14 protein-coding genes are annotated in these 12,214 nt (G+C 73.1%); 4 read left to right on the top strand and 10 right to left on the bottom strand.

Annotation, left to right across the window (positions count from 1 at the left end; genetic code table 11):
• Window positions 1–156 precede the first annotated feature (156 nt).
• On the top strand, window positions 157–2,196 hold the full coding sequence (locus YWW_RS0114350; RefSeq protein WP_026930656.1) for a UvrD-helicase domain-containing protein: 2,040 nt from the start codon (window positions 157–159) through the stop codon (window positions 2,194–2,196).
• Here the strand turns inward: YWW_RS0114350 and YWW_RS0114345 are convergent.
• The gene (locus YWW_RS0114345) at window positions 2,189–2,809 is read right to left on the bottom strand and encodes a hypothetical protein (RefSeq protein WP_026930655.1); all 621 of its coding nucleotides are present in this window, start codon (window positions 2,807–2,809) and stop codon (window positions 2,189–2,191) included. The genes YWW_RS0114350 and YWW_RS0114345 overlap by 8 nt on opposite strands.
• 6 nt (window positions 2,810–2,815) lie before the next feature.
• Entirely contained in the window at window positions 2,816–3,061 is a 246-nt protein-coding gene (locus YWW_RS30485) for a hypothetical protein (protein WP_211228565.1), read from the bottom strand.
• A gap of 52 nt (window positions 3,062–3,113) precedes the next feature.
• Here YWW_RS30485 and YWW_RS0114335 point away from each other — a divergent pair, with 52 nt between their 5' ends.
• Window positions 3,114–4,013 (top strand): hypothetical protein, encoded by a 900-nt coding sequence (locus tag YWW_RS0114335; protein ID WP_026930654.1) that lies wholly within the window; start codon window positions 3,114–3,116, stop codon window positions 4,011–4,013.
• Here YWW_RS0114335 and YWW_RS0114330 read toward each other — a convergent pair.
• From YWW_RS0114330 to YWW_RS30475, 5 genes are read right to left on the bottom strand one after another with little or no spacing between them, the layout of a single operon-like run.
• Window positions 4,010–4,729 (bottom strand): lysoplasmalogenase, encoded by a 720-nt coding sequence (locus tag YWW_RS0114330; RefSeq protein WP_035704547.1) that lies wholly within the window; start codon window positions 4,727–4,729, stop codon window positions 4,010–4,012. The genes YWW_RS0114335 and YWW_RS0114330 overlap by 4 nt on opposite strands.
• Window positions 4,730–4,785: 56 nt before the next feature.
• Window positions 4,786–5,124, bottom strand: coding sequence for a hypothetical protein (locus tag YWW_RS0114325; protein ID WP_026930652.1), 339 nt, complete (start codon window positions 5,122–5,124; stop codon window positions 4,786–4,788).
• A gap of 59 nt (window positions 5,125–5,183) precedes the next feature.
• Complete coding sequence (locus YWW_RS30480; protein ID WP_051325820.1) at window positions 5,184–5,795, bottom strand: histidine phosphatase family protein; 612 nt, start codon at window positions 5,793–5,795, stop codon at window positions 5,184–5,186.
• A gap of 36 nt (window positions 5,796–5,831) precedes the next feature.
• On the bottom strand, window positions 5,832–6,848 hold the full coding sequence (gene egtD, locus YWW_RS0114315; protein ID WP_026930651.1) for an L-histidine N(alpha)-methyltransferase: 1,017 nt from the start codon (window positions 6,846–6,848) through the stop codon (window positions 5,832–5,834).
• Window positions 6,849–6,886: 38 nt separating this feature from the next.
• The gene (locus tag YWW_RS30475) at window positions 6,887–7,774 is read right to left on the bottom strand and encodes a carbohydrate kinase family protein (RefSeq protein ID WP_245595435.1); all 888 of its coding nucleotides are present in this window, start codon (window positions 7,772–7,774) and stop codon (window positions 6,887–6,889) included.
• 199 nt (window positions 7,775–7,973) lie between these two features.
• On the opposite strand from YWW_RS30475, the gene YWW_RS0114305 reads away from it, so the two are divergent.
• Window positions 7,974–8,540, top strand: a complete 567-nt coding sequence (locus YWW_RS0114305; RefSeq protein ID WP_026930650.1) for a DUF4245 family protein — start codon at window positions 7,974–7,976, stop codon at window positions 8,538–8,540.
• 12 nt (window positions 8,541–8,552) lie between these two features.
• Here the strand turns inward: YWW_RS0114305 and YWW_RS0114300 are convergent, their stop codons facing one another.
• Both YWW_RS0114300 and xseA read right to left on the bottom strand, forming a co-directional pair.
• Complete coding sequence (locus tag YWW_RS0114300) at window positions 8,553–8,771, bottom strand: exodeoxyribonuclease VII small subunit (protein WP_026930649.1); 219 nt, start codon at window positions 8,769–8,771, stop codon at window positions 8,553–8,555.
• Complete coding sequence (xseA, locus tag YWW_RS0114295; protein ID WP_026930648.1) at window positions 8,768–10,009, bottom strand: exodeoxyribonuclease VII large subunit; 1,242 nt, start codon at window positions 10,007–10,009, stop codon at window positions 8,768–8,770. The genes YWW_RS0114300 and xseA overlap by 4 nt, the downstream gene beginning before the upstream one ends.
• Before the next feature lie 56 nt (window positions 10,010–10,065).
• On the opposite strand from xseA, the gene YWW_RS0114290 reads away from it, so the two are divergent.
• Window positions 10,066–11,031 carry a 4-hydroxy-3-methylbut-2-enyl diphosphate reductase gene (locus YWW_RS0114290; protein ID WP_026930647.1) on the top strand — a complete coding sequence of 322 codons (966 nt, stop codon included), beginning with the start codon at window positions 10,066–10,068 and terminating at the stop codon, window positions 11,029–11,031.
• A gap of 10 nt (window positions 11,032–11,041) precedes the next feature.
• Here YWW_RS0114290 and YWW_RS30470 read toward each other — a convergent pair whose 3' ends face one another.
• Entirely contained in the window at window positions 11,042–12,190 is a 1,149-nt protein-coding gene (locus YWW_RS30470; protein ID WP_051325819.1) for a DNA recombination protein RmuC, read from the bottom strand.
• Window positions 12,191–12,214: the final 24 nt, after the last annotated feature.

The following is a 12,214-nucleotide window of genomic DNA, read 5'->3' as shown; positions in this document are numbered from 1 at the left end:
CCGGCGCTCGGACGCGCTAGGCTGGTGCGTTCCCGAATTCGAGCGAGGAGCGCTGTGTCCCAGAAACCAGACTCAGTCGACGCCCGACGCCAACAGGATGCCGACACGTCCCACGCCGTCCCCACCCCGAACCCGTCCAACACCCCGCAGGAGGAGATCGCCGTCGAGCAGGCGTTCGTCGACCGCGTCTACGATCGGGTCGACGTGCTCCGCGCCGACGCCGAAGGCCACCGCGAGGCCGGCTACGCCCACCGCGACGCGACCGTGCCCGGCGCCCAGTTCGAACGCGACGTGTTCGTCTACCGCGCCGCCCGCCGCATCGCCGACCTCGACTCGCAGCACGAGGGCCTCGTGTTCGGGCGCCTCGACTTCGACGACGGCCGCGTCCGCCACGTCGGCCGCCTCGGCGTCCGCGACGCCGAGTACCGGCCGCTCCTGGTGGACTGGCGCGCGCCCGCCGCCGCGCCGTTCTACCGCGCCACCGCCGTCGACCGCCAAGAGGTGGCCCGCCGCCGCGTCATCCGCTCCTTCGGCCGCGACGTCGAGGAGATCAGCGACGACCTGCTCAACGAGGACGCCGCCGACCGCTTGCCCGTCATCGGCGACGGCGCGCTCATGGCCGCCCTGGGTCGCAAGCGGACCGGGCGCATGCGGGACATCGTCGCCACCATCCAGTCCGAGCAGGACGCCGCGATCCGCGCGCCCGGCCGCGGCGCCACCCTCATCACCGGCGGCCCCGGCACCGGCAAGACCGTCGTCGCCCTCCACCGCGCCGCATACCTGCTCTACCAGGACCGCAGCCGCTACGAGGCCGCCGGGATCCTCGTCGTCGGCCCGTCGGCGGTGTTCATGCGGTACATCGGCCGCGTGCTGCCCAGCCTCGGCGAGGAGACCGCCGCCCTGTACTCGCTCGGGGAGCTGTACGCCGGCGTCGAGGCCACCAGGCAGGACCGGCCCGAGGTCGCCTCGGTCAAGGGCGGCACCGTGATGCTGCCGATCCTGCGCCGCCTGGTCCGCCAGACCCCGCCGGGCGCCCCCTCAGAGCTGCGCATCGTCTACCGCGGGGAGGTGTTCCGGCTCGACGCCGCCGAGCTCGGCGCCGCCCGCGCCCGCGTCTTCGAGAAGGAGCAGCGCCCGAACCTCGCGAAGACCGAGGCGGGCCGGGCGCTGCTGGTCGCCTTGTGGCGCAAGGTCAAGCCGGTGATTCCTGACGCGGAGCCCGCGAAGTTCTCCCGCGACGTCGGCTCCCGGGGCGAGTTCCTGACCTTCCTCGACCACTGGTGGCCCGATCTCGACCCGGCCCAGGTCCTCGGCTGGGCCGGCGAGGAGCGCCGCCTCGCCTCGGCCGCCGAAGGCCACCTGAAGCGCCCCTCGATCGAGGGCGTCGCCGACTCGTTCCGGGCCTCGGACTTCTCGATCCAGGACGTGGCCCTGCTCGACGAGCTGCGGCTGCTCCTCGGCGTCAAACCCGAGCCGCGCGACCGGGACCGCATCCGCTCCTGGAGCGGCGTCGAGGAGGTCTCGACGGCGCAGGACCGCTATTACGACCGGGGCGAGCGCCAGGCCCGCGACGCCTTCTACGAGGATTACGCCCACGTCATCGTCGACGAGGCGCAGGACCTGTCGCCGATGCAGTGGCGGATGCTCGGCCGCCGCGGCCGCAGCGCCGGTTGGACGATCGTCGGCGACGAGGCCCAGTCGAGCTGGCCGAGGCCGAAGGAGAGCGCCGACGCCAGGCGCCGGGCCGTGCCGAGGGGCCGGATCCACGAGTTCCACCTGACGAAGAACTACCGCAACTCCAAAGAGGTCTTCGACTACGCCGCCGAGTGGGCGAAGCCGCGGCTGAAGAACATCGACCTGCCCGAGGCGGTCCGCGAGACCGGCGTGGACGTCGAGGAGCGGGCGGTGGCGGCCGACGCGCTCCTGCCGGAGGTCGCCGGCGCGGTCGCCGAGGCGCTCGAAGCGGTCGAGGGGACGGTGGGGATCATCGCGCCGTACGCCCGCCACGGCGAGCTGGCCGGCGTCGTCCACGACGACCGGGTGACGCTCGTCGGCCCGCTGGAGTCGAAGGGCCTGGAGTGGGACGCGGTCATCGCCGCCGACCTGGACGGCATCGCGAAGCACCACGGCCCCGGTGTCGCCTACGTGGTGCTGACCCGGTCCACGCAGCGCCTGACGAGGATCGACATCACCTGACGGCCTCCTCGGGGGCGGGACGGCGGCGGACACGCCGTCCCGCCCCAGACAGGACGATCGCCGCGCCGAGGAGCGCCGCGGCCGGGAGCCAGTCCAGATTCGGTTTTCGGGCATCGTCCAGCGACCGCCACTGCGGGTCGTCGCCGAAGACCTGGATCCACCGCACCCAACCCGACGAGGAGTACTCGGCCACGCGGTCGCCCGGCTCGACCGGGGTGTCGCCGACGACCGTGCCCGGGCGGCCAGGGTATTCGATCGCCTCGGTCGAGCGGTAGACCTGCAGTTCGCATGTTCGGATCAGGCCGAATCCCGTCAGTGGGCGGTCGCATTCGCGGGCCTCGACCACCTCGAGGACCGGCGAGCTCCGCTCGCCCACCGGAGCGCCGAACGCCGCTTGGGCGGCGTGAGCGAACATGATCGCCGCCAGGGCGAGTGCGAGCTTGGCGAAGCCGAGCAACCGCCGCTGCAACGTCGGTCTTGGTGCGGGGCGGTTCGGCGCCGTCTCGGCGTCGCGGCCCAGGAACAGCCACAGGGCCGCCCCGACCACGCCCGCGACGAGCAACGCGAAGACCGCGACGGCGGCGATGTCGATCAGGATCGTCGAGGGGGCCACGGGGGATCATTCCGGAGCGGTCGAGCCGGTGGGTTTTCTGCGGTCGGATTTGAGGAGCCAGTGGACGAACAGGGCCGCGGCGATGACGCCGGGGCCCATGTGGACTGCCAGGACGCCGATGAGGCTCGGGCCGCCCCAGTCGTCCTCGTAGCTGGAGGGGTCCGAGAAGTCGATCACGAACGGCTCCAGCAGGGCCCGCACGACGAAGTAGCCGCCCACCACGAACGCCAGGCCCCACAGAATGCGTTTCATACACTGAGAGCCTACGGTCTTTCGGCTGCAGGAGGGGAACGGAGGCGCGGCGATGGCGCGAGGCGATCCGCCTGACGAGGCGACGATGGCCGAATACCTCTCGATGGCCCGCTCCGACGGCCTGCCGGAGGCGAAGGCCCGCGAGCTGGCCGAGGGGATGAGCCGGCAGGACCTGCGGTTCGTGATGGAGATGCAGCGCCTGGAGGAGCCCGAGTCGGACCACGAGGGGATGCGGCGGCTGCTGCGGGCCCGCTCGGATCCGCGGATGCTGGCCGCGGCGCTGCCCCGCGGGAGGATGCGCGGCGAGCTGGGCGCCGGTCTGGTGCTGCTGCTCCTGTTCTGCGTCGGCTGCCTGGTGACCACGCTGGTGATGCCGTTCACGCTGGCCGGACCGGTGGTCGGCCTGGTGGCCGACGTCGGCGCGGTGGCCGTCTACCTGGCCGTCAGGCCGGTCGTGAAGCGCCTGGGGGTGTTCAGCATGGGTTCGTTCACCGTCGACGCCGCCGGCGTCGTCCGGGCGGTCAGCGGCGTCGGCCAGGCCCGACGCCGGGCCCGGCGGGACGGCGAGGAGCCCGGCCTCGCGAACCTTTTCGGTGTCGCGGCGGTGTTCCTGCTGCTCGTGCTCGGTGTCCCGGTCACCGTGGCGGTCGCGGCCGATCTGCCGGAGGTGATGCTCGCCTGGATGGTCATGGCCATGCTCGTGCTGAACGAGACGACTCTGCTGATCGTCCGGACCCGCCGCGATGTGCTCCGCCGTCCCGCCGAGGTCCTCGACTCCGAGTTCGGGCTGGCGCTGGCGACCGACTATCTCAGGCGCGGCGGCGACGCCGGCCGGCTCGCCGAGGGCGTCGGGCTCCGCGAGCTCGCCCCTCCGGGTGAGGGCGCGTTCATCTCGGTGATGCGGGACGCGTTCCTGCGCCGCAGCATCGCCCGCCTGGTCCAGGAGGACTAGACCGGTTCGATCCGCGCCCGGCGCGTCACCACCGCCGGGGCGAAGGCGGCGTTCCTGAGGCAGCCGAGGACGATCAGCAGCTGCGCCGCGCCGTAGCTCGCCATGACCGCCTGCTCGCGCAGCGGGAAGTCCAGGCCGGCGACCCCTGCGCCGAGCATGAGGTCCGAGACCACGAACAGCGCGCCGCCCGCCGCCGCCGAGCGGCCCAGGCCCGAGGCCGCGGCGCCCATCGCCACCAGCAGCAGGCCGTACACCGCGATCGGCGCCGCCAATGCGCCGAGGCGCGGCCACAGCACGGCGATCGCCGCGGCCCAGAAGAGCAGGTAGGCCGCGGGCACCGGCCAGCGGCGGCGCAGGCGCTCCACGGCCCCGGCCCGGACGAAGACCGCCAGGTAGCACAGCTGCATCAGGCCGAACAGCGCCATACCGGTCAGGAACGCCTCGGTGCCGTCCACGAGCAGTGCCGCATCGGCCGCCCAGGCGAGGGCCAGTCCGGCGCCGAGCAGGCGCGCCGCGGCGTTCCCCGGCGGCGCCGACACCGTCAGGAAGCCCAGCAGCGAGAGCATCAGGGCGGGCTTGGTGACCCATCGGGCGCCGTCGGCGCCGAGCGTGATCGCCGCCAGGTCGGCGGCGAGCGCGAGTGCGAAGGCGGCCAGCCACACGGGCGCGGGGCAGCGCGCGGCCGCGGACCGGACCAGCGTGAGGAGTGGGCTCATGGCTGCCGAAGCGTACCAGAGCCGATCAGCCCCGAGCGGGGGTTCGCGAGGCGGGCTCAGTTCAGGTGGAGTTCGTTGACGGTCCGGGCCTGGAAGACGTTCTTGACGCTGCCGTGGAACTCGTTGTGGAACGTCGCGGCCCCGATCGGCCGGCCGACCGCCTGGCTCAGGCTCCGGCGGAACGCCTCGTCGCTCGCGCAGGCGGCCTGGATCGCCGCGGCGAGGTCCTCGACCGCGATGTCCCCGCGCTCGGCCCGCTCCAGTTCGGGCGTGCCCGCGAACCGCGCGCGCACCAGCTCGGCGGCCTTCCTGACGGCCACCGCGCCGCCCTTCACCACCGCTTCGCTCGCCTTGCCGGCCGCCGCGGCGGCGACCGAGATCAGGATCGCTTCCATTTGGTCCTTCCGATCTCCTGCCGTTTTCCAGCGTAGTCGCCCCGCACCGCGGGCGCGGTTCACGAGGCCGCTGGGCCGCCGTCCGGCTCGGCGAGGGCGGCGGTCAGGTTCCAGCAGGTGACGGCCGGGCGGCCGTGCTCGAAGCCGAGCGCCCCGATCGAGGCCGTGTCGATGGTGAAGTCGCGGCCGTCGACGGCGGGGCGGCCCAGCCAGCGCGCCGCGGCCACCCTGAGGCTGTGGCCGTGGGCGACGAACGCGACGTCGCCCTCGCCGAGCAGCCTCCCGGCCTCAGCGAGGGCCCGGTCGAGCCGCGCCTCGACCTGCGCGGCCGTCTCGCCTCCCTCGCCTTTGCCGCCGTCCGTCCAGATCGTCCACTGGGGGTCGGTCTCGTTGATCTGCTCGCGCGTCAGGCCCTCGTAGTCGCCGTACGCCCACTCGGCCAGGTCGGCCTTGACCTCGGCGGCGGGCAGGCCGATGAGCTCGGCGGTCCGCACGGCCCGCTTGCGGGGGCTCGTCCAGACCGCGGCGAAGTCCCGGCGCCGCAGCAGCGGAGCGAGGGCTTTCGCTTGGGCCACACCGTTCTCGGTGAGGTCGAGGTCGGTGACCGAGGTGTGTCGGCCGGAGGCCGACCAGGTCGTCTCCCCGTGGCGGATCAGCACGATTTCTCCCATGCCGACCACCCTAAGGGGTCGCCGGCGCCGGTTCGCTCACCCGACCCGCGCGAGGAAGACCGCGAAGGCGCCGTCGGGGTCGCTCCAGCGGTGCTCCGGCCTGAAATCCGCCGCCCGCAACTGGTCCTCGAGTTCGGCGGGGCGGAATTTCACAGAGATGCCGGTGTGGATCTCCTCGCCCGTGTCGAAGGCGACGTCCAGTCCGATCGCGGGCAGGGCCACCGCCATCGGCTTCAGCGCCCGCAGCCGCAGTTCGACGGTCTGGGCGTCGCCGTCCCAGGTCGCGACGTGCTCGAAGTGCTCGGGTTCGAAGTCGGCGCCGAGGCGGTGGTTGAGGACGTGCAGGACGTTGCGGTTGAACTCGGCGGTGACGCCGGCGGCGTCGTTGTAGGCGGCCAGGATGGTATCCGGGTCCTTCACCAGGTCGGCCCCGAGCATGAACCAGTCGCCCGGGTGCAGTGCCTCCCGCAGGTCCCGCAGGAACTGCTCCCTCTCGGGCCCGGTGAAGTTCCCGAACGTGCCGCCCAGGAACGCCACCAGCCTGTTGTGGTGGTCCTCGGGCAGGTGCCGCAGGTGGATCGTGAAGTCGCCGACGATGCCGCCCAGCCTGGCGTCGGGGTAGGCCGGGGCCAGCTCGGCGAGCACGTCCCGCACCGAGCCCGCGTCGACGTCGAACGGCCAGAACGAGGCGAGCAGGCCGTCCCGGTGCAGCGCGTCCAGCACCACCCGGATCTTCTCGGCGGCGCCGGCGCCCAGCTCGATCACCGACACCGGCGCGCCCATCGGGCTCTCGAAGCCGCCGGTGCCGAACTCGGTCGCCAGGACGTCGGCGATCGCGTCGGCGTGCGAGTCCAGGATCCGCCGCTCGCAGCGGGTCGGGTAGTACTCCGGCTGGCGGGTCAGCTCGCCGAACAGGGCCGCGCCGCGGCCGTCGTAGTGCAGCCGCATCGGCAGGCGCTTCGGGCTGGACGTCAGGCCGTACCGGGCCTCGAAACGCAGAGCCGCGTCCAGGTCGTCCTCGTCGAGGCACACTCGCAGTTCTGGTTCTGCCACCCTCTGATCCTATGCCGCCGTCGCGGCCGACGCACTGATCACGGCGCGCCGGGCACCGTGCAGGCGTGCGCCGCGAGCCGCCCGGCGTAGCGCAGCGCCGCGGCCACGACCGTCCGGTTGCCCCACGCCGCCATCCGGTCCAGGCGCATCCAGCCGGCCGAGGTCAGCCAGCCCAGGAGACCCGAGGTGAACGCGTCGCCCGCGCCGATCGTGTCGACGACGTCCACCGGCACCGCCGGGGCCTCCGTCGTGTGGTTGCGGTGGAACGCCACCGATCCGGCGTCGCCGAGGGTCACCACCACCAGGTCCGGGCCCAGCGCGAGCCATTCGTCGGCGATCTTGTCGATGTCGGTGTCCGGGTAGATCCGGGACAGGTCCCGCTCGGAGACGCGCACCAGGTTCGACAGGCCGACGAGCCGCTCGGTGCGCCTGCGCACGTGCTCGGGCGAGCCCATCGCCGACAGTTGGAGGTTCGGGTCGAACGAGACCGGCACCGAGGCCCTGGCCCGGTTCACCCAGTGCTCGATCACCTGCGCCGAGGGTTCGAGGTAGGCCGCGAGCGAGCCGAAGTGGACGAGGTCGACGCGGGCGGGGTCCGGCCGCGGCAGCTCCCGCCCCGTCCAGTCGAAGTCGGCCGTCCCGATGGTCCAGAAGTCGTAGTCGGCCTTCCCGTCCTCGTCGACGATCGCCAGCGCCAGCGTCGAGGGCTGGTCGGTCCGCTCCAGGTAGTCGCGCCGCACTCCGGCGGCGATGTGCCGCCGCCACACCTGCCGCCCGAAGTGGTCGCCGCCGACCGAGCCGACCAGTGCCGTCGGCACCCCGCGCCGGGCCAGTGCCACCGCCGTGTTCGCGGGTCCGCCCCCGCAGACGGGGCGCAGCTGGCCTCCCGGCGCGGGCACGAGGTCGATCACGTTCTCGCCTGCCACGAGGATCAAGGGGGCTCCTTTCGTCAAGGGCGGGCATATGGAGTTTCGGTGATGGTGAGGGTATTCCAACACATTTCGGCACCGTCCGGCGCGGCCTGTGGACAAGTGGGCGCGGCCGGTGCCCGGGCGGGGCGTCGACCGCGCCACCCGCCGGCGGGGCGGTGTGGCCCGCCGCGGACCGGTCGGTCACCATGGGGGCATGTCCAGCGATGACGCCAAGGCCGCGGCCGGACCGGCCGAGTCGGCGAAGCCCGCGCGCCGACCGAAGCAGCGCCGGATGCGCGACATGGCGCTGTCCCTCGCGGTACTGCTCGTCCCGTTGGGGATCTTCTACTGGGCGTGGGACTGGGCGGCCGAGGACCGCGAGGTCAGCGTCGTCGACACGAGCCAGGACCGCCAGGCGGCCGAGGGGCTCGGCATGGAGGCCGTGCGCCCCGAGCTCTCGCAGGAGTGGAAGCCGATCTCGAGCGCGCTGGCCGCGGAGGGCGAGGCGGTGACGCTGCGCACCGGCTGGTACTCGCCGGACGGCTTCGGCCTGCAGCTGGTGCAGACCACCGGCCCGGTCGACGACGTTCACGAGGGCTTGAGCGGGTCCGGCGAGCCGGTCGAGGCCGGCGGCGTGTCGTGGGCCGCGTACGACATCCCCGAAGGCGAGGCGTGGGTGACCGTGCTCGACGCCTCGACGGTGGTCATCACCGCCGAGCAGGACGGCGTCGGTGAACTGCCCGAGCTGGCCGAAGGCGTCGCCGCCGGCCTGCCGGAGTGAGCGGCCGTCCGCTCAGTCGTCGCCGTTCGGTTNGGCGNGGGCCGCGAGCCGCTCGCGGGCGCCCTCGAGGTGGGCCTGGCACAGGTCCGCGAGGGTCTCGCCCCGCTCCCACAGCCGCAGCGACTCCTCGAGGGTGGCGCCGCCGGCCTCGAGCCGCTCGACGGTGGCGATGAGCTCGGCCCTTGCCTCCTCGTAGGTGAGCTGCTCCCGGGGGTTCTCGCTGTCGGTCATGGGCCCTCTTCCTTCTCGGTGACGGCCGCTCGCAGGCTGCCAGCGGCGAGGCGGACGCTGATGTGCTCGCCCGCGTCGGCGGCGGCGCGCAGGATCGCGCCGCTGCCTGAATCGGCGACTATCGCATAGCCGCGGTCGAGTGTGGACTGCGGGGAGAGCGAGCGCAGCCGCGCCCGCAGATGCCCCAGGTCGTCCACCGAGCGCTCCAGGCGGGAGTCGACGCGGGCGCGCATGCGGTGGACGAGCTGCTCGACCGCCTCGGCGCGCGATTCGAGCATCGTCTCGGGCCGGGCCAGGACCGGCCGGGCCCGCATCGCGGCGAGCCCGTCCTCCTCGCGCGTCAGCAGCGCGTTCAGGCTCTGGCGCAGCCGGGTGCGGCTGATGTTGAGGCCGCGCTGCTCCTCGGCGAGGTCGGGGACGACCTTCTTGCCGGCCTCGGTGGGCGTCGAGGCGCGCCAGTCGGCCACGTAGTCGAGCAGCGGCGTGTCCGGTTCGTGCCCGATCGCGGAGACCACCGGTGTGGCGGCGTCGGCGACGGCGCGGCACAGCGTCTCGTCCGAGAACGGCAGCAGGTCCTCCATCGAGCCGCCGCCGCGGGCGATGACGATGACCTCGACGTCCGGGTCGCGGTCGAGCTCGGCGAGCGCCGCGCACACCTCGGTGACCGCCCTCGGCCCCTGGACGGCGACCTCCCGGACCTCGAAATCGGCCGAGGGCAGGCGGGCGCGGGCGTTCTTCAGCACGTCGCGCATCGCGTCGGAGGCCCGGCCCGTGATGAGCCCGATCCGGTAGGGCAGGAACGGCAGCGTCTGCTTGCGCTCGGCCGCGAACAGGCCCTCGGCGGCCAGGAGCTTCTTGAGCCGCTCCAGGCGCGCCAGCAGCTCGCCGAGGCCGACCTGGCGGATCTCCCGCAGGTGCAGCGAGAGCGAGCCGTTCTTGTCCCACCACTGCGCCTGGGCGCGGACGACGACCTGGGCGCCGTCCCGCAGCGGCGGCTCGACCGCCGCGGCGGCGCCGGTGAAGTCGACGACCCGCATCGACACCTCCGCCGACGGGTCGCGCAGCGTCAGGTAGACGGTGCGGCCCCGGTGGCTGATCTCCGTGATCTGCCCCTCGGTCCACACCTCGCCCAGGCGTGCGATCCAGTCCCCGATCTTCTTGGAGACCACCCGCAGCGGCCAAGGGTTCTCCGCGCTCATCGGCGCGTTCGGTCCGGTGCGTGGCGCGGCTTCGGTCACGCGGTCAGCCTATCCGTCGCCTGGGACAGAACCGGGTCTCCGGTTACCATCGGAGCGTGGCAGACCCCAAGAAGCGAGTGTTGCTGGCCAAGCCCCGCGGTTACTGCGCGGGCGTGGACCGGGCCGTGGAGACCGTCGAGAAGGCGCTGGAGCTCTACGGCGCTCCCGTGTACGTCCGCAAGGAGATCGTGCACAACCGCCACGTCGTGGAGACCCTCCAGGCCCGGGGCGCGGTCTTCGTCGAGGAGAACGAGGAGGTGCCGCCCGGCTCGGTCGTCGTGTTCTCGGCGCACGGCGTCGCTCCCGAGGTCCACGAGCAGGCCCGGGAGCGGAACCTCAAGGCCATCGACGCCACCTGCCCGCTGGTCACCAAGGTCCACCAGGAGGCCCGCCGCTTCGCCCGCGACGACTACGACATCCTGCTCATCGGCCACGAGGGCCACGAGGAGGTCGTCGGCACCTCCGGGGAGGCCCCCGCGCACATCCGGCTCGTCGACGGCCCCGACTCGGTCGACGCGGTCGAGGTCCGCGACCCCGAGAAGGTCGTGTGGCTCTCGCAGACGACGCTGTCGGTCGACGAGACCATGGAGACCGTCGACCGGCTCAAGAAGCGGCTGCCGATGCTCCAGGACCCGCCCAGCGACGACATCTGCTACGCCACGCAGAACCGCCAGCAGGTCATCAAGGACATCGCCGCCGACTGCGACGTCGTGATCGTCGTCGGCTCGCAGAACTCGTCGAACTCCAAACGGCTCGTGGAGGTCGCCGTCCAGCACGGCGCCCGCGCCGGGCACCTGGTCGACTTCGCCCACGAGATCGAGGAGTCCTGGCTGGACGGCGCCGCGACGGTCGGCGTCTCCTCCGGGGCCTCCGTGCCGGACAACCTCGTGCGGGAGGTGCTGGCGCACCTCGCCGAGCGCGGCTTCGGCGAGGTCGAGGAGGTCGAGCCGGTCAGGGAGAAGATCACCTTCCAGCTCCCGCGCGAACTCGTCCGCGACCTGAAGGCCAACGGCTCGGTCTGAGGGCGGGCCGTCAGTCGGTCTCGCCGAGGGCGCCCTGCGTCGTCTCCCAGGCCGGCCTGCGCGGCGGCGTCACCACCGGCGCGAGCGGCTCGGGCGGCGCCGCGGCCACCTCCAGTTCGCTGAAGCGCCGCGCCGTCACCATCAGCCGCGACTCGACGCTCGCCACCGCCGCGTTGTACGAGCCCACCGCCGACTCCAGTGACGTCCCGAGCCGCGCGAAATGGCCCGAGACCGTCGCCAGCCGCTCGTGGAGCTCGCGGCCGAGCTGGTGGACCTCCTTGGCGTGCGCGGCGAGGGCCTCCTGGCGCCAGGTGTGCGCCACGGTGCGCAGCAGCACCATCAAGGTCGCCGGGGACGCCACGACCACGTTGCGCGCGAAGGCGTCTTCGAGCAGCGCCGGATCGGACTTGAGCGCCCCGTCGAGGAAGGCGTCGGCGGGCACGAACAGCACCACCAGCTCCGGTGAGTCGTCGAACGCCCGCCAGTACTCCTTGGCCGCCAAGGTCTCCACGTGCCGCCGCAGGTGCTTGGCGTGGGTGCGCAGCGACTCCTCGCGCAGTTCCTCGTCGTCGGCCTCGAGCGCCTCCAGGTACGCCTGGAGCGGGGCTTTCGCGTCGACGACGACGCACCGCCCGCCCGACAGCCGCACCACCAGGTCGGGGCGCACCGCCCGCCCGTCCACGGACGAGGACACCTGCTCTGCGAAGTCGCAGTGCTCGACCATCCCGGCCGCCTCGACCAGGCGCCGCAGCTGCACCTCGCCCCACTGCCCCCGCACCTGCGGCGAGCGCAGCGCGCCCAGCAGTCGCCCGGTCTGGTCCCGCAGGGCCTCTGAGATGTCGGCGACGCCCGAGAGCTGGATCCGCAGCTGCGCGTACGCGTCGAGCCTCGCCCGCTCCACGTCGCCCAGGCGCGTCTCGTAGCGCGCCAAGGTCTCCGCGATCGGCGCGAGCACCTCGCCGACGGCGTGCCGCGAGTGGTCCGTCGCCTCGTAGGCCGCGGCCTTCAGCTTGGCCTCCAGGCGCTCCTCGTTGTCCGCGGCCGCCTCGAGCCGGGCCGTCGCCGCCGCCAGCTCGGACGCCTGCCTGGAACGCCCGGCGAACCACCCTCCGACCGCGCCCGCGGCCAGGCACACCACTGCCAATAGGACCCACGTCATAGCGGCCAGTCTAGAAGCCCGGAC

Origin of the sequence: Glycomyces tenuis DSM 44171 (assembly GCF_000427885.1) — a bacterium.
Lineage (GTDB): Bacteria > Actinomycetota > Actinomycetes > Mycobacteriales > Micromonosporaceae > Glycomyces > Glycomyces tenuis.
This window is presented reverse-complemented; position numbering and strand designations above follow the sequence as displayed.